The following is a 24,638-nucleotide window of genomic DNA, read 5'->3' as shown; positions in this document are numbered from 1 at the left end:
GTGGCGACGATGCGCCGGGATCGTGACGAGGTCACCACCCTGCTCACCGCCGTAGGGCGGGCCTGGACCACCGGCCTGCGTGTCGACTGGCCCGCGGTGATCGGCGACGGTCGCCGGGTGGACCTGCCCACGTACGCCTTCCAGCACCGGCGGTTCTGGCCGCAGGGCTCCGCGAGGCCCGAGGGCGACGTACGCCGGGCCGGTCTGAGCGATGGCGGGCATCCGCTGCTCGGCGCCGCCCTCGACCTGGTCACCTCCGACGGGTACGTGTTCACCGGCCGGATCTCCGCGCAGGCACACCCATGGATCACCGACCACGAGGTGTTCGGCAGCGTGCTCGTGCCGGGCACGGCCCTGGTCGAGCTGGCCCTGCACGCCGGCGCCCGGGCCGGCACGCCCGGCATCGAGGATCTCACGCTGGCCGCACCCATGGTGCTGCCCGAGCGCGGAGCCCTCCAGGTGCGGGTCAGCGTCGGCGCCGCGGACGACACCGGCCGGCGGCCGGTCGCGGTGCACTCCCGGCCGGAGACCGAGCCGGACGGCGGCTGGGTCGAGCACGCGGCCGGTGTGCTCGGTGCGGCGGGCCCGGCGGAGACCTTCACCGTCTCCGGCGAGCAGATCGACCTGACCGCGGCGTACGAGCGGATGGCCGACGCCGGGTTCGCGTACGGGCCGCTCTTCCAGGGCCTGCGCGCGGCCTGGTCCGACGGCGACGACCTGTACGCCGACGTGGCCCTCCCCGAGGGCGCCGGCGCGGACCGCTACGGGCTGCACCCGGCCCTGTTCGACGCCTGCCTGCACGCCGTCGTGGCGGCCGGCGGCGAAGGCCCGGCCGGCGTCCCCTTCGCCTGGCAGGGCGTCACCTTGCACGCCCAGGGCGCCACGGCGGTGCGGGTCCGGCTGCGCCGTACCGGTGACGGCATCGCCCTGGCCGTCGTGGACCCCTCCGGAGCTCCGGTGGCCGGCGTCGCCTCGCTGGTCACCCGGCCGCTGGACGCCAGCGCCCTGGGTGCTCGCGACCTCTACACGGTGGCCCGGGTCGCCGCGCCGTTGCCGGACGCCGGGCCCGCCTCCGTCGCCGTGCTCGGCGCGGACTGGGTGGCGGTCACGGGACTGCAGGCCAAGGCGTACGCGGACCTGGACGCGCTGGCCCTCTCCGAGCTCACCGACGTGGTGCTGACCCCGGTCACCGCCGCGCCGGACACGGACGCCGCGGCCGCCGTGCATGCCGAGACCGCCCGAGTCCTGGCCTTGCTGCAGGCCTGGTTGAGCGACGACCGCTTCGCGGCGACCCGGCTGGTCCTGGTCACCCGCGCCGGCGACCTGGCCGGTGCGGCGGTACGCGGTCTGGTCCGCAGTGCCCAGGCGGAGAACCCGGACCGGCTGGCCCTGATCGAGCTGGACGGCGGGGAGCTCACGGCGGCGGCGCTGGCGTCCGCCGAACCGCATCTGATCCTGGCCGCCGACGGTGCGTATGCACCACGACTGACCCGGACCGCGGCGGGCCCGGAGCCGGCGCGGTGGACCGGCACCGTCCTGATCACCGGCGGCACCGGCGGCCTCGGCGCGGTCGTCGCCCGCCACCTGGCCGATCGTGGTGTCACCGATCTGGTCCTGGTGAGTCGCCGGGGCCCGCAGACGCCGGGCGCGGCGGAGCTGCCCGGCCGCGTGGTGGCCTGCGACGTGACCGACCGGCTCGCCGTCGACGAGCTCGTCGCCGGTCTGCCGGACCTCCGAGTCGTGATCCACTGCGCGGGCGTCCTGGACGACGGCGTCCTCGGCTCGCTCAGCACCGATCGCCTCGATGCGGTGCTGCGTCCCAAGGTGGACGCCGCCTGGAACCTGCACCGGGCCACGAAGAACCTCGACGCCTTCGTGCTGTTCTCGTCGATGGCCGGCCTGCTCGGCAACCCGGGTCAGGCCAGCTATGCCGCAGCCAACGCGTTCCTCGACGCGCTCGCCGCCGACCGTGTGGCGAACGGGCTGCCGGCCACGTCCCTCGCCTGGGGACCGTGGGTCCGTACCGGCGGGATGACGGGGACGCTCAGCGACGAGGACATGGTGCGGATGGCCCGCGGCGGCATGCCGCCGCTCGCCGTCGAGCAGGGTCTCGAACTGTTCGACGCGGCGCTGACCACAGGGGCCGCCGTGGTGGCACCGGTACGGCTCGACCCGGCCGCCCTGCGGGCCCGCGGCCACGTACCGGAGGTTCTCGGCGGGCTGGTCCGCACACCCGTGCGGCGGTCCGCCGCAGCCGGCGACGGCGGTGCCGATCTGGTCCGCCGGCTCACCGGACAGTCCGTGCCGGAACAGCGGGACACCCTGCTGGAGCTGGTGCGGGAGCAGGTGGCCGCGGTGCTCGAGCACACCGAGGGGGAGCGGATCGCGGCCGACCGGGCGTTCCAGGACCTCGGATTCGACTCGCTCACCTCGGTGGAGCTGCGCAACCGGCTCACCGCGCTCACCGGCGTACGGCTGCCCGCGACCCTGCTGTTCGACCACCCGACGCCGGACGAGCTGGTGGCCCACCTGCACGCGCAGGTGGCCCCGGCGCCGGTGTCGGCAGGGCAGGCGCTGCTGGCCGAGCTGGAACGCATGGAGCGCACCATCGGCGAGATCGATCCGACCGCCGGACTGCACGAGCAGATCGCCGGACGGTTCGAGGTCCTGCGGACGAAGTGGAACGCCCTGCGCGCCGGCTCCGGCGCGGAACAGGCGTTCGACTTCGACAGTGCCTCCGACGACGACGTCTTCGCCCTGCTCGACAACGAACTGGGACTATCCTGACGCTCTGCGAGGAGTACGCCATGACCATCGGAGCACTGATCGACTCGGCGGTCGGTCCGATAGCGGAGGGCCTGAGCCCCACCCCGCACCGCGACGCCGAAGAGCTGTACGCGCTCGCGGCCGGCATCGCCGTCGCCGACATCGACCGCGACGGCGAGCCGGACGAGAAGACCGCCGACGAGTTCCGCCGCCTCACCGGCGCCCGGGTCTCCGGGGTGCCGATGGCGTACCTGACCGGCGTGGCCCCGTTCGCCGGGCTGGAGCTGCGCGTCGGTGCGGGAGTCTTCGTCCCCCGGCGGGACTTCGGCGACGTCGTCGAGCCCGCCGTGGCCCACCTCGCCGGCAGCACCGCACCCGTGGTCGTCGACCTGTGTACGGGCGCCGGAGCGCACGCCCTGGCGATCGCCCACCGCCGCCCCGACGCCGAGGTGCACGCGGTGGAGATCGACGAGCAGGCGTACGGCTTCGCCGAGCGCAACGCCGCCGACCGGGTGGCCGCCGGCGACACCGGCATCAACCTGCACCGCGGCGATGTCACCAGCCCCGGCGTGCTGGCCGAGCTGGCCGGCTCGGTGGACGTGGTGGTGTCCAACCCGCCGTTCGTACCGGAGCGCACGCCGCTGCCGCCCGAGTTCGGGGTGCACCAGCCGTCGATCGCCATCTTCGCCGGTGCCGACGGCCTGCGGGTGATCCGTGGCGTCATCGAGACCGCCGCCCGGCTGCTGCGCCCCGGCGGCCTGCTCGTCCTCGAACACGGTCACCTGCACGGCGAGACGATGCCGGCGCTGTTCGCCGCGGACGACCGCTTCGCGGACCTCGGGCTGCACGCCGACCAGTTCGGCTATCCGCTCTACCTGGTCGCCACCCGCGCCTGGTCACGAGCCGGCCCGTTCGCCGGCGGCGGCCGTCTGCGATCGCGGCCGCCCGGCGACGTCAGGCGTCGTCCAGCAGGCGGAACAGTTCGTCGTCGCTCGCCGAGTGCAGATCCAGGCGTCCGCCGGCCAGGGTCCGCAACCGCCCGGCCGCTGCGGCGTCCAGCGTGGCCCCGCCGGCCACGCTGCGCTCCAGACGGGTGATCAGCTCGCTCACCGAGCTCTCGGCCACCGGCGGGGTCAGACACGTGCGGATCAGCCGCGTCACCGCGTACGGCGTGGGGTGGTCGAAGACCAGGGTTGCCGGCATCGTCACCCCGGTCCGCGCCATCAGCCGGTTCCGCAGCTCGATCGCGTTGACCGAGGTGATGCCCAGCTCGGTGAGCGGCCGCGCCGGGTCGATCACGGCGCGGGCGCCGTCGCCGAGCACCGCCGCGAGCTCCGTCGAGACGATGCCGAGCACCACGTCGTCCTGCTCGGTCTCGCCCAGACCGGCCAGGCGGGCGAGGAGCGGTGGCGCGGTCACCTCGGCCGGCTCGGGGATGCCCAGCGGAGCCGGCCGGGCGGCGGACACCCAGTACCGTCGATGCTGGAATGCGTACGTCGGCAGCGGCACGGCCCGGGCGCCGGGCAGCACCGCCGCCCAGTCCACCCGTACGCCGAGGCCGTGCAGGCGGGTCACCGCCTCCAGCAGCGCGACGTCCTCCTCGCGGTCCCGGCGGCCGGCGGCGACGACAGTGCCGTCGATCCCGGGTGTGAGCACCGCGTCCGGCCCCACTTCGAGAAAGGTGGTGACCCGCTGTGCCCGGAGTTCGGTGACCACGTCGGCGAAGCGGACCGTGTCGCGCACGTGCCGCACCCAGTACTCCGCGTCCGTCTCGGTGATCGGTTCGCCGGTGCTGTCGGAGATCAGCGTCAGCGCCGGCGGGCGGTAGGTGAGCCCCGCGATGGCCGTGCGGAACTCGTCGAGCATCGGCTCCATCAGCGCCGAATGGAACGCGTGGCTCACGGTCAGCCGCTTGGTCCGCGCGAAACCGGCCGCCACCGACGCGACGGCGCCCGCCTCGCCGGACAGGACCACGGCATGTGGTCCGTTGACCGCCGCGATCGACACCCCGGCCGTGTGCGGGATGTCCGACTCGGCGGCCTGCACCGCGATCATGGCACCGCCTCTCGGCAGCGCCTGCATCAGCCGGGCCCGGACGGCGACCAGCGTGCACGCGTCGGCCAGCGACAGCACCCCGGCGACGTGTGCCGCGGCGAGGGCACCGATCGAGTGCCCGGCGACCGCGTCCGGTCGCACCCCCCACGACTCGAGGAGGCGGAACTGCGCCACCTCGAAGGCGAAGATGGCCGGCTGCGCGTTACCGGTGCGATCGAGATCGTCGAGGTCGATCTCGCCCAGGTGTCCGCGGGCCTCGTCGAAGGCGGCGGCGAAGACCGGGAAGCGGGCGGCGAGCAGGCGGCCCATGCCGGCGCGTTGACTGCCCTGTCCGGAGAAGACCATGGCGAGCCTGCCGTGGGCGCCCTCGCGTCGGGTGACCTGCGGGCCGCCGACGCCGTCCGCGAGCGCGTGCAGCTGGTCCACCGCGGTGACCACGGTCTGATATTCGTGCGCCGTGCGGCTGGTTGCCAGCGCATACGCCACATCGGCGGGTGCGGCGCTGGCGCGTGCCAGGTGATCGGCGAGGCGCCGGGCCTGGGCGCGCAGGGCGGCTTCGCTGCGTGCGGTGAGCAGCCACGGCGCGGCCCCGGTCCCGGCCGTCCCGGGCGCGGCCACCGCGGGCACATCCTCCAGGACGACGTGGGCGTTGGTGCCGCTGATCCCGAACGACGACACGGCTGCCCGCCGGCGGCCGGCAGGCCAGGGTCGTGCCTCGGTGAGCAGCCGTACCGCTCCGCGCGACCAGTCGACCTTCGTGGAGGGCACGTCCGCGTGCAGGGTGCGGGGCAGCACACCGTGCCGCAGGGCGAGGACCGCCTTGATCACCCCGGCCACACCGGCGGCAGCCTGGGTATGGCCGAGATGGGACTTCACCGAGCCGAGCCAGAGCGGGCGATCGGCCGGGCGGTCCGCGCCGTACGTGGCCAGGATCGCCTGCGCCTCGATCGGATCGCCCAGCGCGGTGCCGGTGCCGTGCGCCTCCACCAGGTCCACGTCGGTGGTGGTCAGCCCGGCGTTGGCGAGGGCCTGCCGGATGACCCGCTGTTGGGACGGGCCGTTCGGCGCGGTCAGGCCGTGGGACGCGCCGTCGGAGTTCACCGCGGAGCCGCGCACCACCGCCAGCACCGGATGCCCGTGCCGCCGGGCGTCGCCGAGGCGTTCGAGCAGCAGCAGGCCGGCACCCTCCGCCCAGGCCGCGCCGTCGGCGCCGTCGCCGAACGACCTGCACCGTCCGTCCGGGGACAGGCCGCGGAGCCGGGAGAACTCGATGAAGGACTCCGGGGTGGCCATCACTGCGGCACCGCCGGCCAGCGCCAGGGACGACTCGCCCGAGCGCAGCGACTGGCAGGCCAGATGCAGCGCGACCAGCGACGACGAGCAGGCGGTGTCGACCGTCATGGCCGGGCCGTGCAGGCCGAACTGGTAGGCGATCCGCCCGGACATGGCGCTGCCCGCCCGTCCGACGGCGAGCAGGCCCTCCAGTTCGCCCGCCGCCCCGGTCGCGTAGTCGTGGTACATCGCGCCGGTGAAGACTCCGGTGCGCGACCCGCGGACGCTCTCCGGGTCGATCCCGGCCCGCTCGAACGCCTCCCACGCCGTTTCCAGCATGAGCCGGTGCTGCGGGTCGGTGGCCAGCGCCTCGCGCGCGGAGAAGCCGAAGAAGCCGGCGTCGAAGGCGGCCGCGTCGTGCAGGAAGCCACCCTGCCGGGCGTACGTGGTGCCGGCATGGTCCGGGTCGTCGTGGAACAGGGTTTCCAGGTCCCAGCCCCGGTCCTCGGGAAAGCTGCCGAGGGCGTCCACGTCGCCGCCGACCAGATTCCACAGGTCCTCCGGCGACCCGACGCCCCCGGGCAGCCGGCAGGCCATGCCGATGATCGCGATCGGCTCGTCCGGATCCCCCGTCCGCGCCTGCCCGGCGTCCGCCTCGTCGTCCAGCCCGATCAGGTGCCGGGCGAGCGCCATCGGCGTGGGATGGTCGAAGGCGACGGTCGTGGGCAAGCTCAGGCCGGTGGCCTCGGCGATGGCGTTGCGCAGCCGGATGGTGCGGATGGAATCCAGGCCGGCACTGCGGAAGCTGTGGTCCGCGCCGATGCCGACACCGTCGCCGACCTGGGCGACGCAGGCGCCGACCAGCTCGAGTGCCTGCTCCAGCGTTCCGGCGAAGGTGGCCGGCATCCGCGCGCGCTCGCGCAGCAGGTCCTCCAGCGCGCGCCGGTGCAGCTTGCCGGCCGCGGTGCGCGGCAGGTCCGGCAGGAAGACCAGGTCCAGCGGGATCTTGTAGTCGGCCAGGCCCTGTTCCCGCAGGAACGCGGTGACCAGTGCCAGGTCGATGCGCCCGCGTACCGCCTCGGTCACGACCAGGCAGGGGACCTCGCCGAGCCTCGGGTCGGCCTGGGCCACGACGGCCTGCGGGCCGATGCCGGGCAGGTCGGCCAGCAGCCCCTGCACCTCGACCACGTTGACCTTGCGGCCGCCGACGTTGATGATCTCGGCGGACCGGCCGTGGAAGACGATCCGGCCGTCGGCATCGACCGCGGCCATGTCGCCGGTACGCAGCCAGCCGTCGCCGGTGAGCGCGGCGGCGGTCAGCTCCGGTTCGCCGTAGTAGCCGCGGAACAGGTTGGCTCCGCGGTACTGCAGCTCGCCCGGCACGCCCACGCCGGCCGGGTTGCCGTCGGAGTCCCGTACGCGCAGCTGCGATCCCGGTCCGGGCCGGCCGATGGTGCGGGCCGCGACCATCGGGTCGTCGTCGCGGTGGGTGCGGGTGCCCGTGCCCAGTTCGGACATGCCCCAGACGACGACCACGCTGGTGTCCAGCGCGGTCCGCAGGTCGGCGACCGCGGCCGCCGGCAGTACCGCGCCCGCGGTGCGCACCTCCCGGGGAGCGAAGCCGACCGGCTCCGCCAGCTGCGCGACCCGGGCCACCACGTCGTAGATCTGGGTGGGCACCAGGAACACCACGCCGGGCTGGGCCTGCCGGCCGAGGGCGAGGAACCGGTCCGGATCCCAACCGTCGAGGATGGTCTGCCGGCAGCGCGCGATCAGCGCCTGGTACATCGACTGCAGACCGAACAGGTGCGTCAGGGGACAGGCGGTGACGATTCCCGGGGCGAACGAGTCGATCGCCTCCCGCGTCACCGGAGCGACGTTGGACAACAAGCCCTGATGGTCGTGCAGGCAGATCTTGGGCCGCTGCGACGTGGTGCCGGAGGACGGCAGCAGCAGCGCCGGCATGTCGGGCAGCACCGCGACCGGCGCCGGCCGGTGTCCCTGCCAGCGGGCCGCCATCGCGCGCCACGCTTCGAGGCCGATCACCGTGCGCAACGACGGTACGGCCTGGCGCAACTCCGCCTCCCGGCCGCCGCCGGCGTGCACGAACGCGACCGGGGCGACCCGGCGCAGCAGTGCGAGCACGTCACCGGGGCCGCTGCCCAGGTGGATCGGCATCATCACGGCGCCGACCTGTGCGATGGCGAGATGGGTCGTCTCGTACTCGACGCTGTTCGGCATCTGCACGGCGACCACGTCACCGGGTCGGACTCCCGTCTCCTGCAGTCCCCGGGCGACCGCGTCCACCTCGTCGCGCCACTGTTTCCACGTGGACGACCGGTCGCCGTGGACGATCGCGACGGCCTGCGGATCCGCTTGCACGGCCGCCGCGAACACGGACACCAGCGTGTGCCCGCCCAGGTGGTGGCGAAGGTCCTCGGCCGGGAAGAGCTGATAGTCCGCGGCGGTGATCGCCATGGCAGTGCCTCTCGAGGGGTCAGGCTTGGGCGAACAGCGGCGCGGACTCGCGTTCGGGGAACTCCGCACCGAGGAGGGTGAGCAGGGGGCGCGCCTTGACGGCGGTCTCCTCGTACTCCGCCGCCGGGTCGGACAGCGCGATGATCGCGCCGCCGACGCCGTACCGGAGACGGCCGTTGTGCAGGACCACGGTGCGGATCACGATGCTGAGGTCGACGGCGCCGGTCAGCGAGAAGTAGCCGATGGCGCCGGAGTAGATGCCCCGCGGCCCGGCCTCGAGGCGGTCGACGATCTGCATGGTGCGGATCTTCGGGGCGCCGGTCATCGAGCCGCCGGGGAAGGCGCAGCGGACGCCGGTGACCGGACTGCGGTCCGCGGCGAGCTGGGCTCGGACGGTGCTGACCAGTTGGTGGACCGTGGCGTACGTCTCGACGTCGAACACCTTGTCGGCGCGCACCGAGCCGACGGTGGCGCAGCGGCCCAGATCGTGCCGGACCAGATCGACGATCATCAGATTCTCGGCGCGGTCCTTCTCGTTCGAGGTGAGATCCTCGACGAGGAGGGCGTCCTCCTCCGCGGTGCTTCCGCGCGGCCGGGTGCCTTTGATCGGCTTGGACTCCATGTCGCCGTGCCGGTCGATCTGCAGGAACCGCTCCGGCGAGGTGCTCAGTACGGACATGTCGCCGAAGCCGAGGAACGCCGCGAACGGCGCGGGGCTGAACCGGCGCAGGAAACGGTAGGCCTGCCAGGGATCGATGTCGGTGTCCGCCTCGAGCATGTTGGTCAGGCAGACCTCGTACGTCTCCCCGCGGCGGATCTCCTCCTGGCACTCGGCGATCAGGGCCAGATACCCCGCCCGGTCGTGCCGCGGCCGCAGCGGCGACGTACGGGACGGAGGCGGGGAGGTGCAGGGGGCCGGCTCGCGGCCGGTCAGTGCCCCGAGCGCCGCGGTAATGTCGGCCAGCCAGGACCGGGCCTGTGCGTCGTCCCCGTCCTCGGCCAGGGCCAGCAGGTACGTGGACCGCGTGCGGTGGTCCAGGACGATGGCGCGATCGGTGAAGATCATCACCGCGTCCGGCTCGGGCGAGGGGTGCGCGTCGTCGCCGTCGCAGGCGGCCTTCAGCTCGTAGCCGAGCGCGCCGACCCAGCCGAGGGCGAACTCGAACGGCAGGAACGGCACCCTGGTCTCCAGCGACCGCAGGTCCGCGTCGAGCCAGTCGAGGAACTCCCCGGACAGCACCTCGACATGGTCACCGGCGGTGACCGTGACGGTCCCGGCGGTCACGTCCGCGGTGGCGATCCGGGCCAGCGGGCCGGCCGCGTTGCCCATGATCGAAATCTCGCCGGGCCCGCCGGTCCGGCTGCTGTCCAGCCAGTACGGGTGGTCGCCGCCGCGGATCAGGGCATCGAACGCGACCTCGGCGTCCCAGCGCGTGTCCATCGCCTCGACCAGCACCTCGAGCCGCCGGGTCCGCTCCGGCGACCGCGCCGCGGCGGGCGCGGGGGCGGACACCTCGATGGTCGGCCGGGCCGGCCGGTGCCGCTCGGTCAGCCGGCCGAAGTTGGCCAGTAGCCGGCGCCCGCCGACGGTGCCGATCGACTCGGGGTGGAACTGCACCCCCCACAGCGGCAGGGACCGGTGCCGCAGCGCCATCACGACGCCGTCCTCGCTCCATGCGGTCGCCTCCAGCTCACCGGTGAGCGCGGAGACGGCGAGCGAGTGGTAGCGGACCACCTCCAGCGGCGACGGGAGTCCCTCGAACAGCTCGGTGCCGTCGTGCCGGACCAGCGAGGTGCGGCCGTGCCGCGGTTCCGCGGCCGGGCCCACCTGGGCGCCGTGCGCCAGGGCGATGCCCTGGTGACCGAGGCAGACGCCGAGCACCGGCAGCCGGCCCTGCGCAGCGATCGCCGCGCACAGGCCGAAGTCCGCCGGCCGGTGCGGGGTGCCCGGCCCGGGGGAGAGCACCACGTTGTCGAACTCGGCGAGGCGCTCCGTGCGCCAGTCCGGGTCGTCATTGCGGATGACCACGGGCTCGCACCCGCTCACCTCGGCAAGGTAGTGGAACAGGTTGTAGGTGAACGAGTCGTAGTTGTCGACCAGCAGTGTGCGCATGCGCGGCTCCTTGTCCTGGTCCTACCGGCGGCAGGGGCGAGTTATCGGACGGCCACGACCCGGTGAGCGGCCGCCAGGTCCCGGGCGATCTCGGCGTTCACGGCACGCTGCTGGTCGGCAAGGAAGAAGTGGCCGCCGGGGAAGCCGGTGAGCCGGAACGCGCCGGTGGTGTGCTGCTGCCACGCGGCGGCCTCGTCGGCGGTGGTGAGCGGGTCCGCGTACCCGGTCAGGACGGTGATGCCGGCGCGCAACCGGGCATCCGCGCTGCCGCGGTAGGACTCGATGGCCTCGTAGTCGGCCCGGATCGCGGGCAGCGCCATGCGCAGGATCTCGTCGTCGCCCAGCAGGCCGGGGTTGGTGCCGTTGAGGCGCTTCAACTCGGTGATGACCCCGTCGTCGTCGCGCTCGTGCACGGTCTCGGTGCGCAGCGTGGACGGCCCTCGCCGCCCGGAGGCGATCACCGTGCGGGGTCCGGCGTCGTCACGTTCGAGGCGCAGAGCGGTCTCGTACGCCAGGACCGCGCCCATGCTGTGCCCGAAGAAGACCGTCGGCCGGGCGGTGAGCGTGCGCAGCTGGGCGGTGATGGCGTCGGCCAGCGAGGCGATGCTGGTGTGCAGCGGCTCCCGGCGCCGATCCTGGCGTCCCGGGTACTGCAGGCAGACGACGTCCGCGGTGGCGGCGTGCGCGGCCGACACCGGGTGGTAGAAGCTGGCCGAGCCGCCCGCGTGCGGAAAGCAGACGAGCCGCACCGGCCGGTTCGGGCCCGGATGGTAGCGCCGCATCCAGGGTGTGGTGGCGTCGTCGGCGATCGTCACGCTGAGCTCCTTCGTACGGGGATGGCGGTCATCCCATCAGGGGCGAACCCGAGAAATTGCTAGACCTGCACGGTGATCGCGCCCGACGGGCACAACTGCTCGGCCAGGCTCACCGCCTCGGCCTGCTGCGCGTCCGGCTCGGCGGCCAGCACCTCGACGACGCCGTCGTCGTCCTGGTCGAACACGTCCGGCGCGGACAGCACGCACTGTCCCGCCCCGACGCAGGTCTCGGTGGACACCGTGATACGCATGGGGATCCTTCCACTCACCAGCGGACCGGCAGCGCGTGCAGGCCGTGCAGCACGCCGTCGTACTTGTAGGGCAGACCCTCCTCGCCGACCGCCAGGGCCAGGCCAGGGATCCGCTCGAAGAGGGTCCGGTACGCCAGCTCCATCTCGACCCGGACCAGGTTCTGCCCGAGGCACTGGTGGACGCCGTACCCGAACGCGACGTGCTGCCGGGCGCTGCGTTCCGGGTTGAACATGTGCGGGCAGGCGAACACCGCCTCGTCGTGGTTCGCCGCGGCGACCAGCGGGACGATGCCCTCGCCGGCCTTGATCACCTGTCCGCAGATCTCCACGTCCTCCACCGCCACCCGCAGCGAGACCAGATCGGCCACCGAGTGCAGGCGCAGCAGTTCCTCGACGATCCGGTCGTCGCCGATCCACTGCGGGTTCTCCAGCAGCGTGACGATGCCCAGGCCGATGTTGTTCGCGGTGGTCTCGTGCCCGGCGATCAGGAGCAGGAGCAGCACCCCGGACAGTTCCTGCGGGTGCAGCACACCGCCCGCGAGCAGCCGGCTGGGCAGGTCGTCGCCCGGCCACTTCGACTTGATCTCGATCAGCCGGTTGATGTAGCGCAGCAGTTCCCGGCTGGCGGTGTCGCGCTGCTGGTCGGTGGAGGCCCGGATGGCCACGAGGGTGCGGGTGCGCGACTCGAAGAACTCCCGGTCAGCGGTCGGTACGCCGAGCAGCGCGGAGATCACCAGCGACGGGATGGGCAGTGCGAAGTCGTTGATCAGGTCGGCGGAACCGCCGGAGGCGAGCAGGTCGTCGACCACCTTGTCGACGACCGCCTGGATGGCGGGACGCATCTCGCGGACCCGGCGCACGGTGAACTCCGGGATCAGCGCCTTGCGGAACCGGTCGTGGTCGGGGGAGTCGAGGCCGACGAACCAGCCGGGGATCTGGTCCTGGCGCGGTACGCCCATCGTCTCCCCGATGTTCGGGAAGCCCTCGCGATCCGGGTTCGAGCTGACCTTCCTGCTGGTCAGGATCTCCCGGACGGCCGCGTGCCGGGTAACCAGCCAGACCGGCTTGCCGTCCGGCAGGTACGACAGCACCAGCCCCTCCCGCCGGCGGTATTCGACGTACCGCGGCGGTGGGAACTGCTCGCCTTCCTTGCGCAGCGGAAAGTCGACGACCAGTGGTGCGGCGGTGCCGGTCATGAGGGCCTCTCCGAGAACTCGCGGACCCTGGCGACGATGAAGTCGACGTCGGTGTCCGTCAGAGACGTGTGGGTGGGCAGGTAGAAGCCGTCCTCGCTGAACCTGGTCGCGTTCAGCGCGGGCCAGCGCTCGTCCAGGTATCCGGGCTGGCGGCTCATCGCCTTGAAGAACAACCGGGTCTCGATGCCCTCCTCGGCCAGGTGGGCGCGCAGCTCCTCGCGGCGTTCGGCGCGCACGTCGTACATCCAGAGCACGTCGCGCGGAGGCATGAGAGTGATGCCGGGGACGCCGCGCAGACCGTCGTCGTAGCGCTTCTCGATCTGCGCTCGGCGGGCCAGGATCTCGTCGAGGCGTTCGGTCTGTGCGAGGGCGACTGCGGCCTGCATGGCGGTCATCCGGTAGTTGTAGGCCAGCTTCTTGTGCAGGAAGCTGTGGTCCGCGGTGAAGGCCATCGCGCGCAGGTGGGCGATCTGGCCGGCCAGCCCGGGGTCGTTCGTCAGGCAGATGCCGCCCTCGCCGGAAGTGATGATCTTGTTGGCGAACAGCGAGAAGCAGGCGATGTCACCGACCGGCCGGACGCCGTGCGCCTCGGCCGAGTCCTCGACCACCCGCAGGTTGTACTGGAACGCCAGATCCATGATCGGGTCCATGTCGCAGCGCCGGCCGTAGATGTGCACCGGCATGATCACCCGGGTACGTGCGGTGATCGCCGCCTCGATCTTCGTGACGTCGATGTTCAGGTCGTCGCCGCAGTCCACGAAGACCGGCGTGGCGCCGGTGTAGGTGACCGCCCACGCCGAGGCGATCATGGTGAACTCGGGAACGATCACCTCGTCGCCGGGTCCCACGTTCAGCGCGCGCAGCGCCAGGGTCAGTGCGGCGGTGCCGGAGGAGCAGGCCACCCCGTGCGCGATGCCGTGGTAATCGGCGAAGGCCTGCTCGAACCGGGGCACGAACGGACCCTGCGACGAGATCCAGCCGTCGCCGATGGTCCTGGTCACATATTCCAGCTCCCGGCCGTCCAACGATGGCATGGAAACCGGGTACTTGTAGCTCATCGGGACATCACCTGGATGATCAGGTCGGCCGCGGCCCGGGCGCCGCCGGCCTCGCGCTGGCGCGCGCCGAGCTCCTCGGCGCGCCGGGTGTAGCCGGGGTCGGTCAGCACGCGGGTCAGCTTGTCCACCACGTCGTCCGGGTCGATGGTCATCGGCCGGTCCAGGGTGAGGCTGATGCCGGCGTCGCGGCCCCGGACGGCCTGGTCGAAGCAGTCCACCCAGAGCGGCCGGACCACCAGCGGTTTACCGAAGTACACGCCCTCGTGGAAGCCGTTGCCACCGCCGTGGGTGAAGAAGACCTTCACCGCGGGATGAGCCAGCACATCCAGTTGCGAGGGCAGCCAGTTCTCGATCCGCAGGTTGCCCGGCAGCCGCTCGGGGGGTGGCAGCAGGTGCTGCTGCTGCGTGGGCAGCTTCCACAGCACCGCATGGCGGCCGTCGAGCCGGCGGGCCACCTCGACCAGCGCACCCACCTGTCCGGCGGTGAGCCGGGTGATGGTGCCGAAGCCCATGTAGACGACCGACTCCTGGGCGTCGAGCCAGCGTGCCACCTCGTTGTCCGGGGACGCCTCGGGAAGTGGCGGCATCACTGCGCCGACCAGCTTCAGCTTGTCCGGCACCTCGAACGGGTAGTCCAGCTCCGGGATCGACGCGCAGAGGATCATCCGGGCCTCGTCGACCCTGGTCATCGGGCTGGGCGCGGACAGACCCAGCTCCTTGCGGATCCGGGCGTCCTCGGACAGCACCTTGCCCATGGCCGGGTGGAAGAACATGGCCAGGGTCCGCAGCTTGAACATCCGGTTCTGCAGACGCTGGGCCGGCGTCATCCGGGCCGGCAGTCCCGAGTGCGGCACCGGGAAGCCCTTGGGCGTGTACGACTTCGCGAACGGGTTGTGCGCCGTGAGGATGTTGCTGGGCAGGAACGGCACGCTCAGCACGTACGGGACCCCGCGGGTCAGCGCCAGGTCGACGGCGAAGCCGCACAACGACTCGATCACCATCAGAGACGGGCGTACCTTGTCCACCACCTTGGCCAGCGCCCGGAACTTCGCCGCCTGCAGATCCGGCCGGTACGTGTGCCTGATGACCGCGCGGTGCGCCTTGAACCGGCTCTGCTGGGTGACCTCGGCGTAGACCTTGTCGTCCCAGGTCACCGCGGAGAGTTCGGGTACCACCGCGCCCAGCGAGGCGAACTGGACCGAGATGTCCTCCACGTCCGCCCGGCGCGGTTCGTCGGTGGCGAACCACAGGTCGGGTACGCCTCGACGAGCCAGCTCTGCGGCGAGCACCAGCATCGGGTTCAGAAGCCCGCTCTCCGGCAGGCTGACGAACAGCACGGGCCGGGCAGCGGGCGCGGTTGCGGGGTTCACCCCATCTTGATCCCACGGCCGGCACCGGGGAATTCCTTAGACCTGCCGCGGCGCGGCCCGGGCCGCACCGGCGCCGGGCTACGAATGCGGGAAGATCGTCGCTCGCACCGGCAAGTGGTCCGACCCCACGCCGGGACCGACCATGGCGTTGGTCACCCGCACGCCGTCTCCCGCCAGCACGTGATCCAGCTGGGCCAGCGGCAGGTGCGCCGGCCACGTCCGGCCGCGCGCCGCCGGCCGGAAGCCGCGGGCCAGGTAGACAGTCGGGCGACACATGTTCAGGTCACCCGCGATGACCGTCGGCATGACGTCCGCGCGCAGGACGGCAAGCAACCGCCGTAGCTGGGCCGGCCCGTGCAGCAGCCGGTGGGTGAGGTGCACATTCACGATCCGCAGGCCGGGAAACTCGATGACCTGCGCGGATCGCTCACCGACCACATCGCCGGGCGCGGCGCCGATCGGCACCGTGAGGTGCCGTGTCCAGGGGACGCGGCTGAGCACGGCCAGCCCCCACGCCCCCTTCTCGTCCGGGGCCGTGCCGCTGACCACCTCCAGATCCGCCAGCGGAGTGTCAGGTACGAGGTCGAGCTCGGTGAACGAGGGGTAGCCGCAGTCCGCCGCCGCGGACGCGGCGAGGCTCACCGACCCGTGCGCCCGCCAGTTCTCCTGGGCCACGATCACGTCGGTGTCGAGCGCGGCGATCGCCTGCTTGACGGAGAACGGGGCGCCGCGGTGATCCAGCCCGCAGTGCAGGTTCAGGCTGGCGAGACGGATGACCATAGCCACCTTTCCGATCGGTGCCGGGGCTGACGTCCAGCATGCCCGGGACGACTCTAGGAATTCCCTGGATCCGGTCGGTGCAGGCTGTGCGTCGGCAGGATCGTCCGGCGAAGGGGGCTGCCGTGAGTTTGCTCCGGCTCCTGGGCGGCCGCCTGTCGCCGTACACCGGCACGCTGGTGCTGCTGGTGCTGGTGCAGCTCGCCCAGACCGGCAGCACCCTCGCGCTGCCGGCGCTGACCGCCGACGTCATCGACAACGGTGTGGTGAAGGGCGACCGCGATCGTATCCTCGCCACCGGGCTGATCATGGTGGTGACGGCGCTGCTGCAGGTGGCGCTCAGCGTCGTCGCGGTCTGGATCGGCTCGCGTACGGCCACCGCGGTCGGCCGTGACCTGCGCGCCGCGGTGTTCCGCCGCACCCACGACCTGTCGGTGCACCAGGCCTCCCGCTTCGGTGTCTCGTCGCTCGTCACCCGTACCGTCAACGACGTCCAGCACGTCCAGCAACTCGTCCTGACCGCCCTCAACGTCGCGCTCGCCGCCCCCTTCGTCTGCGCCGGCGGGGTCGTCCTGGCGGTTCGCTCGGACCTCCCGCTCGCTTCGTTGATCACCCTGATCGTCCCCGCCGTCTCGGTCACCGCGTCGGTCATCCTGCTTCGGCTGGGCCCGCTCTACGCGCGGATGCAGACCGGCCTGGACCGCATCGGCCACGTGCTGCGCGAGCAGATCTCCGGTGTCCGGGTGATCCGCGCCTTCGTGCGCGAAGAGCACGAACGCCGCCGGTTCGCCGCCACCAACGCCGATCTGCTCGCCATCTCGCTCAGGGTCGGCCGGCTCACCGCCGCGATGTTCCCGGCGGTGCTGCTGGTGATGAACTTGTTCACCGCCGCCCTGCTGTACGCCGGGGCCGTCCGCATCGACGACGGCGCGGTGCAGGTCGGCACCGTGACCGCCTTCCTCGGCTATCAGGCGCTGATCCTGATGGCCACCGTCGCCGCGATGCTCGTCTTCCTGACCATTCCGCGCGCGGAGGCCTCCGCTCGGCGGATCACCGTGGTGCTGGGCAGCGAGCCTGACCTGCTCGCACCCGCCGCGCCGCGCGACCCGCAGCCCGCCCGGCTGCTGGAGGTCAGCGCCGTCCGCTTCGGGTACCCCGGCGCCGAACGGCCCATCCTGGACGGGATCGAGCTGGTGGCGAGGCCGGGGGAGACGGTCGCGGTGGTCGGCAGTACCGGCTCCGGAAAGACCACACTTCTGGAGGTGATCGTACGCCTGCTCGACGTGACGGCCGGAGTGATCCGGGTGAACGGTGTGGACGTGCGGGAGATGAGTTCCGCCGCGCTGAGCCGGATCGTCGGGCTGGTGCCGCAACGGCCGTACCTGTTCTCCGGCACGGTCGCCAGCAACCTGCGCTTCGGCAATCCGGACGCCACGGACGACGAGCTGTGGCATGCCCTCGAGGTGGCCCAGGCGCGTGACTTCGTCCAGACCATGCCGGGCGGCCTGGACGCGCCGCTGACGCAGGGTGGGACCAACGTCTCCGGCGGCCAGCGTCAGCGGTTGGCGATCGCCCGTACGCTCGCCCGCCGCCCGCAGATCTACCTGTTCGACGACTGCTTCTCCGCCCTGGACGCGGCCACCGACGCCGCGGTGCGGGCGGCCCTGGCGCGGGAGACCGCGGACGCGATCGTGCTGGTGGTGGCGCAGCGGATCAGCGCGATCCGGGACGCGCACCGCATCCTGGTACTGGACCGCGGCAAGCTGGTCGGCACCGGGACCCATGACGAACTGCTGGCGCAGAATGCCACGTACCGTGAGATCGCCGTCTCCCAGCTCGAACCGCAGGGAGGGTGAGTGACCATCACCGAGAGCCGTCCGGCCGGGCGGCGCCGGGTCCGCGAACCCTCGTCGACCACAGAAGCCCGGAGTACCGGCCTCATGCAGGTGCTGGGGCTGCTTGCCCCATACCGCGGCCGGGTCGTCGTGATGGTGATCTTCGGCGTCGTCGGTGTCGCCTTGGGCGCGGCTGGTCCCCTGCTGCTCGGCCGGGCCACTGATCTGATCGTCGCCGGTGCGCTCGGCCGTGGCCTACCCGCGGGGACGACCCGCGCCGAACTGATCGCGCAATACCACGCGCAAGGCCGCGACACCCTGGCCGACGTGCTGTCGACCGTGGATCTGGTGCCCGGCCGCGGGATGGACTTCTCGGCGATCGGGAAAATCCTCGCGCTGGCCGTCGTCGTCTATGTGGCCGCCTCCGCGGTGAAGCTGGCCCAGGACCGGATGGCCGCCCGCGTCGTCCAGCTCGCTGTGGCCGATCTGCGTGAGCGGATGCAGGAGAAGCTGTCCCGGCTCCCGCTCGCTCACTTCGACCGCCATCAGCGCGGCGACCTGGTCAGCAGAGTCACCAACGACGTGGACAACGTGCAGCAGACCCTGCAGCAGGCGCTCGGCCAGGTCGTCACCGCGCCGCTGACCGTGCTCACCGTGCTGGTGCTGATGTTCTTCCTGTCCCCGCTGCTGGCCCTGGTGGTGCTGGTCAGCGTGCCGCTGTCCGGTGTGATCGTGTCCCGGTTGGTGGTGCGGTCGCAACCCCTGTTCGACCAGCAGTGGGCGGCCACCGGCACCCTGTCCGCGCGGGTCGAGGAGTCCTACAGCGGACACTCGCTGATCAAGATCTTCGACCAGCGTACGGGTGCCGAGCATGCCTTCGACGCCGACAACGAGACGCTGCGCCAGGTCAGCGCCAAGGCGACCTTCCTCTCCGCGGTCATCGAACCGGCGATGATGTTCGTCGGCAACCTCAATTACGTGGCGGTCACCGTGGTGGGCGCGGTGCGCGTGGCCACCGGGAACATCTCGCTCGGCGACGTGCAGGCATTCGTGCAGTACTCCGGGCAGTTCAGCCAGCCGATCGGCCAGCTCGCCAGCGCCTCCGGGCAGCTGCAGTCCGCAGTGGCGTCGGCGGCCCGCATCTTCGCACTGCTCGAGGCCGGCGAGCAGCAATCCGATCCCGTGAATCCGCAGAAGCCAACCCATGTGCGGGGCCGTGTCGAGTTTCGCGACGTGTCCTTTCGCTATGCGCCGGATACGCCGCTCATCGAACATCTGTCGCTCATCGTCGAGCCCGGCAGCACGGTCGCCATCGTCGGCCCGACGGGCGCCGGCAAGAGCACTCTCGCCAACCTGCTGATGCGATTCTACGAGGTGGACGACGGTCGGATCCTGCTCGACCACCACGACATCAGCACGATGAGCCGAGCCGATCTGCGCTCCCGCACCGGCATGGTGCTGCAGGACACGTGGTTGTTCGCCGGGACGATCGCGGACAACATCGCGTACGGCAGGGCGGGGGTCACCCGCGACGATGTGGTCGCTGCGGCCCGGGCTACCTGCCTGGACCCGTTCGTGTGCACCTTGCCGCAGGGCTACGACACGGTGCTGGACGAGGACGCCACCGGCTTCAGCGCCGGCGAGAAGCAGTTGATCACACTGGCTCGCGCCTTCCTCGCGGACCCGGTCCTGCTCCTGCTCGACGAGGCCACCAGCTCGGTCGACACCCGTACGGAGGCGCTGATCCAACAGGGCTTGTCCGCGTTGCGCGCGGGGCGGACCACGTTCGTCATCGCGCACCGTCTGTCCACCATCCGGCACGCTGACGTGATCATTGTGATGCGCGACGGCGCAATCGTCGAGCAGGGGAGCCACGACGAACTCCTGCGGGCCGGCGGTGCGTACGCCGGCTTGGTCCGTTCGCAGGACAATCGGCCTGTCGTCCAAGCGTGTCGGTCCGCTTCGGCGGTGGCTGATCCGTCCCGCCCGGGATCGAGGTGATCGGCATGCCGCCGCGCTCGGCGCACGATCGGGCGCGTCCGCACCGCAATGGCCTACGGGTGATCGGCCTGCGTCGCCGTCAGCGCCAGGTCGGCCTGACCGGTGCGGTGCATCCGCTGCCAGCGCTGCCGGTTGCCCAGTAGCGCCGCGACCGTGGACTGCACCACGACCAGGTACATGAGCTGCCGATAGACGACCTGCTGCAACGGCAGGCTCCACAGCGGCCGGACCGGTTCGCCGTCGAGGCGCAACGCGTACGCGGCGGTGAGCAGTTGCAGGGCCTGGAACGCGGCCCACACCGCGACGATCTGCCACCACGGGAGGAAGAACAGGCCGTAGACGGCGTACACGTCGACCGCGGGTGCAGTCAGCGGCAGCACGACCTGGAACAGGCACAGGTATCCGACGCCGCGCCGGCCGAGTCGACCCCCGGCACCGCCCTCGACGACGCTGCGCCGGTGCTTCCACATGGCCTGCATGGTGCCGTAGCACCAGCGGTAGCGCTGCCGCCACAACTGGCCCAGAGTGGCCGGCACCTCGGTCCAGGCGATCGCGGACTCCTCGTAGACCACCCGCCAGCCGGCGCGGATGACGGCCATGGTGAGGTCCGTGTCCTCGGCCAGGGTCGCGTCGGACACGCCGCCGACCTCGCGCAGGGCCGCGCGGCGGAAGCCCCCGATCGCCCCGGGTACGGTCGGCATGCACCGGGCGATGTCGAACATGCGGCGATCGAGGTTGAACCCGATCACGTACTCCAGGTGCTGCCAGCGGCCGAGCAGCCCGCCCCGGTTGGCGACCTTCGTGTTGCCCGACACGGCCCCGACGGACACGTCCGCGAACGGCTGCACCAGGCGGGTGACGGCGTCGGGAGCGAAGACCGTGTCGCCGTCGACCAGCACGAGCAGGTCACCGCGGGCGGCCGCGATGCCGGTGTTCAAGGCCGCCGGCTTTCCGGCGTTGGCCTGCCGGATCACCCGTACGCCGGGCAGGCGCAGCCCCTCCACGATCGTGGCGGTGTCGTCGGTGGAGCCGTCGTCCACGACGATCACCTCGAGAGGCTGGTAGTCGCCGGCGGTCAGCGACCGTACCGTGGCCGCGATGTTCGCCGCCTCGTTGTACGCCGGCACTACCACCGTGACCAGCCCGAAGTGCCGGACGGCGCCGCGGGCCGCCCGCGCGCGGCGCAGGTGCCGGCGGGTGTACCACAACTGGAACAGCAGGCGGAGCAGCCCGACCACGACCGCGACGGCGAGCAGGACCGACATGGCCGTCGACAGCCAGGCGGCGCCCTGTTGCACCGCGCGCAGCACGTGACCGCGGGCGCGCAGGCCGGCCGGCGCCGCGGCGACGGGCTCCATCCGCAGCGCGGCCGGCACGGTGGCGAACCGGTACGTGGGTAGCGAGGTCAGCAGCCGATCGACCGCCTCGACGGTCCGGCCGCGGTCGCCGCCGCCGTCGTGGAACATCACGACCGCACCGGCCCCGCCGGTCGGCGTCGCGGCGCGCACCATCGCCGCCACGTCCCGCTCGTGCCAGTCCTCGCTGTCCAGGTCGGTCAGCACGCCGAGGTAGCCCTCGTCGCCGGCCTGCGCCAGCGCGTCGGCACCGGCGGCGGTCACGGCGTCGGGCGTGGAAGAGTACGGCGGGCGCATCAGGCGGGTCTGCCGTCCCGTCGCCGCCGCGATCGCGGTCCGGGTGGCGGCCAGCTCCATGCGGCGCAGCCACGCGGGCGTGCTGGCGAGGTCCACGTGGGTGTACGTGTGGACGCCCAGCTCGTGGCCCTCCGCGACGATGCGGCGGGTCAACTCCGGGTACGCGTTGATCTTCGAGCCGAGGACGAAGAACGTGGCGCGGGCGTGGTGGCGGCGCAGTACGTCGAGGATCCGTGGCGTCCATCGGGGATCGGGGCCGTCGTCGAAGGTCAGCGCGAGCACGCCCGGCGGCATCGAGGAGCTGCGCACCGGCTCGCCCGTACCGGCGCGCAGCACCGGGCCGCCGCCGGTGAGCTCGGCCGGTGCGGCAGCGGCGCCCGGGTCCGTGGGGGATGGGCCGCTGCCCTCGGCGCCCACGTGGCGCACGTACCCGTTCAGGCACAACCCGATGAACAGCAGCAGCATGACCAGGCACAGCGCCACCCAGTGCAGGCGGGGATCCCGCACGGCGGGGCGGGTCATCGGTCGCGCTGCCGGTGGGGGCGGCTCTCCGAGTCCTGCGAGGACGGCGTCGGCGCGGCGGCCTGGCCGGTCCGCGCCGACGCGGTGGCGGCGCGGCTGCGGCCGTGTTGGCCGGCGTCGGAGCCGCCCCGCGCCGGATGCGTCGCCACGGGGCGGGTCCTGATGGGTCGCGGCTCGCGCGCAGGCTCCTCTGGCCGGGGGGTGCCGGTTGCGCCGGTGGGGCGGGGCGCCGGCGTCGGTTCCGGCGGGCCCGCCGTGCCGATGGTCCCGTGGGGGGCCGCGGTGGTGGTGGCCGGGACCGATCCGGGGCTGACGGCGACGTTCCCGTCGGGCCGGCCCGCGACCGGAGTGGACGGCCCCGGCGAACCGGCGACCGCCCCTGGCACGCTCGCCCGTTCCGGCGGCCCACCGGGCGCGCCGGGCGAGTGTTCCGCCGGCGTGCCCGGTACGGCGCCCGTACCCTGGTGCGGCCCGCCCCGCGCGGCGGTCGCCCCCTCCTGCGGCCGGGCCGGCCGGCCGGCGATGTTCTCGATGACGCGCTCGACCGGCGCGGCGATCACGTCGGGTAACCCCGGCAGCGCCATTCGGGCGCCGCCGGCCAGGGCGGTCACCACGGTCCCGACCGTCACGACGAGCACCGCCACCCCCGCTCGCCCGAGGATCACCATGCAGCGTCGCCGCCGTCCCACCTCGTCGACGAAGACGGGGGAGTCGGCGAGGGGACGGGTTCGCTCGATGTTCACGGCACCTCGGATGCGGGGGGAAATATCCTGTTAATCCCATAACGGAGATATTCCCGGCGAGGTAGCGCTCATCCTCGGTGATGACGGGGGTACCCGTCGTGCGGGCGTCCCGCGTCAGGCGCCGGCCCGGGCGTTGACGTGCAGGGCCACCGCGTCGTGCGCGCCGACGGTGGCGGTGAACTTGCCGGAGCCGTCCACCGTGACCGATCCACCGCTGCACCCGGTCCCGGTGGGCTGGCCCTTGACGACGTCGCAGTACGTGCCCGCCGGTAGCCCGGTCTGGTAGCTGCGGGACTCGCCGGCGCTCTCGTCGTTGATGACCAGGAAACCCTTGTCCCCCCGTCCGAAGGCGATCTGGTCGTTGCCGTTGCTCCACCAGTGGGTGACGGCGGTGCCCTTCACGGTGTTGTGGAAGCCGACCATGTTGCCGATCTGCGGCCATCGGTGCTCGCACTTCCACTCGCCGTTGAAGCAGGTGACGTCCTTGATCTTGCCGTAGCCGTCCTTCGGCGCGCCCTGTTCCTTGTGGCCGAACTCGAAGCCCGACATCACCGACGGCGAGCCGTACGGCCAGGCCAGCATGAACACGTTGGCGAGCGTGTAGGCGGCGTTGTCCTTGTAGCTCAGGGTTGTGCCGTTGCGCTGGGTGTCGTGGTTGTCCACGAACGGCACACCCACGGTGCCGTTGACAAAGCCCCAGGACTCGCCGAAATTGTGCAGGTACGCCAGCTTCTCGTTCTGGAAGACGCGCTTGAGGTCGCGGCCGTAGCGGAACTCGTGCACCTCGCCCACGCCGGTGTACTGCTCGGGCGTGATCGGTTCCTGCTGGCCCCAGATGACCTCCTGCACGAGGTACGGGTGCGTACCGGCGGTCGTCCTGCCCAGCTTGCCCTTGATGGCGTTGATGTCGTCCGGCGTCATGTGCTTCGCGGCGTCGATCCGGAAGCCGTCCACGTCCAGGCTGAGCAGGTCGTTCATGTACCCGGCCAGCTTGGTGCGCACGTAGTCCGTCTCGGTCTTCAGGTCCGGCAGCTTCAGCAGGTCGCAGTTGCGCACCCGCCACGCGTCGTTCCGGTAGTCCGAGTCCTGGATCACGCAGCCGTCGTGGAAGTCCCAGCTCCGGTAGATGCCGTCGTACTCCCGGTTGCCGTAGTGGCTGCCGGCCCAGCCGTTGCCCGAGCCCTCGGCCATGTGGTTGATCACCACATCGGCGATGACCTTGACGCCCGCGTCGTGGCAGGCGTCCACCATCTGCTCGAAGGCGCCGCGGTCTCCCTTGTTCGAGTCGATCTTGTAGCTGACGGGCTGGTAGGAGGCCCACCACGGGTCGCCCTTGATGTGCTCCTGCGGCGGCGACACCTGGACGTACCCGTAGCCCTTGGGGCCCAGGTAGTCCCGGCACTCCCGCTCCACCGACACCCAGTTCCACTCGAAGAGGGTCACGATGACGTCCTTGGCACCTGGCGCCGCGTGCGCGGTGTCGCGCTGCCCGGCCCAGGCGTTCAGCCCGGTCGCCACAAGTACGGCGGTCAGAACCGCCGCCCACCGTCGTCTGCCCATGCCGGCTCCTGTCCCCGTACGCCGAAGGACGCAACATCCCTGAAACACTCAGGAAAACTTGGTGCAAGAACCTACAGAGCTTGCAAGAAACCGTCAAGCATTCGCATACGTCGTTCTGGGATGCGTAACCGCTGGTCATGCCTGGCTCGGTGCGAACCGGGGCGCGAGTCGGCC

Annotated in this window: 14 protein-coding genes and 1 pseudogene; 4 read left to right on the top strand and 11 right to left on the bottom strand. The window is 72.0% G+C overall.

Translation table 11 applies throughout. From position 1 onward, the window contains the following. On the top strand, positions 1–2,787 hold a 2,787-nt coding region (locus tag IEY99_RS31415; RefSeq protein ID WP_189207724.1), incomplete at its 5' end, for a type I polyketide synthase. Between the two features lie 20 nt (positions 2,788–2,807). After that, positions 2,808–3,614: pseudogene (locus tag IEY99_RS34710) on the top strand (N5-glutamine methyltransferase family protein); the annotation flags it as partial. A gap of 106 nt (positions 3,615–3,720) precedes the next feature. Here IEY99_RS34710 and IEY99_RS31410 read toward each other — a convergent pair. From IEY99_RS31410 to IEY99_RS31375, 8 genes are all read right to left on the bottom strand, one after another. Then, on the bottom strand, positions 3,721–8,571 hold the full coding sequence (locus tag IEY99_RS31410) for a type I polyketide synthase (RefSeq protein ID WP_189207723.1): 4,851 nt from the start codon (positions 8,569–8,571) through the stop codon (positions 3,721–3,723). 19 nt (positions 8,572–8,590) lie between these two features. Continuing rightward, a complete protein-coding gene (pabB, locus tag IEY99_RS31405) occupies positions 8,591–10,684 on the bottom strand; it encodes an aminodeoxychorismate synthase component I (RefSeq protein WP_189207722.1) in 2,094 nt (697 codons plus the stop codon). Between the two features lie 41 nt (positions 10,685–10,725). Beyond that, positions 10,726–11,466 carry a thioesterase II family protein gene (locus tag IEY99_RS31400; RefSeq protein ID WP_189207742.1) on the bottom strand — a complete coding sequence of 247 codons (741 nt, stop codon included), beginning with the start codon at positions 11,464–11,466 and terminating at the stop codon, positions 10,726–10,728. Positions 11,467–11,558: 92 nt separating this feature from the next. Further along, complete coding sequence (locus IEY99_RS31395; protein WP_189207721.1) at positions 11,559–11,750, bottom strand: ferredoxin; 192 nt, start codon at positions 11,748–11,750, stop codon at positions 11,559–11,561. Between the two features lie 14 nt (positions 11,751–11,764). Continuing rightward, complete coding sequence (locus IEY99_RS31390) at positions 11,765–12,946, bottom strand: cytochrome P450 (protein WP_189207720.1); 1,182 nt, start codon at positions 12,944–12,946, stop codon at positions 11,765–11,767. Continuing rightward, on the bottom strand, positions 12,943–13,980 hold the full coding sequence (locus IEY99_RS31385) for a DegT/DnrJ/EryC1/StrS family aminotransferase (protein WP_229799425.1): 1,038 nt from the start codon (positions 13,978–13,980) through the stop codon (positions 12,943–12,945). The genes IEY99_RS31390 and IEY99_RS31385 overlap by 4 nt, the downstream gene beginning before the upstream one ends. 20 nt (positions 13,981–14,000) lie before the next feature. Beyond that, positions 14,001–15,374 (bottom strand): glycosyltransferase, encoded by a 1,374-nt coding sequence (locus IEY99_RS31380; protein WP_229799424.1) that lies wholly within the window; start codon positions 15,372–15,374, stop codon positions 14,001–14,003. A 78-nt stretch (positions 15,375–15,452) separates the two neighbouring features. After that, positions 15,453–16,154 (bottom strand): endonuclease/exonuclease/phosphatase family protein, encoded by a 702-nt coding sequence (locus IEY99_RS31375; protein ID WP_189207718.1) that lies wholly within the window; start codon positions 16,152–16,154, stop codon positions 15,453–15,455. 122 nt (positions 16,155–16,276) lie between these two features. Here IEY99_RS31375 and IEY99_RS31370 point away from each other — a divergent pair, with 122 nt between their 5' ends. Both IEY99_RS31370 and IEY99_RS31365 read left to right on the top strand, forming a co-directional pair. Beyond that, entirely contained in the window at positions 16,277–18,007 is a 1,731-nt protein-coding gene (locus tag IEY99_RS31370; RefSeq protein ID WP_229799423.1) for an ABC transporter ATP-binding protein, read from the top strand. Then, entirely contained in the window at positions 18,008–19,987 is a 1,980-nt protein-coding gene (locus IEY99_RS31365) for an ABC transporter ATP-binding protein (RefSeq protein ID WP_229799422.1), read from the top strand. It begins immediately after the preceding gene. A 53-nt stretch (positions 19,988–20,040) separates the two neighbouring features. On the opposite strand, the gene IEY99_RS31360 is transcribed toward IEY99_RS31365, so the two are convergent. The 3 genes from IEY99_RS31360 to IEY99_RS31350 all read right to left on the bottom strand — a co-directional run bounded on the left by IEY99_RS31360 (position 20,041) and on the right by IEY99_RS31350 (position 24,464). Beyond that, the gene (locus IEY99_RS31360) at positions 20,041–22,161 is read right to left on the bottom strand and encodes a bifunctional polysaccharide deacetylase/glycosyltransferase family 2 protein (protein WP_189207716.1); all 2,121 of its coding nucleotides are present in this window, start codon (positions 22,159–22,161) and stop codon (positions 20,041–20,043) included. Beyond that, on the bottom strand, positions 22,158–22,904 hold the full coding sequence (locus tag IEY99_RS31355) for a hypothetical protein (RefSeq protein ID WP_189207715.1): 747 nt from the start codon (positions 22,902–22,904) through the stop codon (positions 22,158–22,160). Before IEY99_RS31355 ends, IEY99_RS31360 begins: the two co-directional genes overlap by 4 nt. A 114-nt stretch (positions 22,905–23,018) precedes the next feature. Continuing rightward, positions 23,019–24,464, bottom strand: coding sequence for an alpha-amylase (locus tag IEY99_RS31350; RefSeq protein WP_189207714.1), 1,446 nt, complete (start codon positions 24,462–24,464; stop codon positions 23,019–23,021). Positions 24,465–24,638: the final 174 nt, after the last annotated feature.

It is taken from the genome of Couchioplanes azureus, from assembly GCF_014648355.1.
GTDB lineage: Bacteria > Actinomycetota > Actinomycetes > Mycobacteriales > Micromonosporaceae > Actinoplanes > Actinoplanes azureus.
This window is presented reverse-complemented; position numbering and strand designations above follow the sequence as displayed.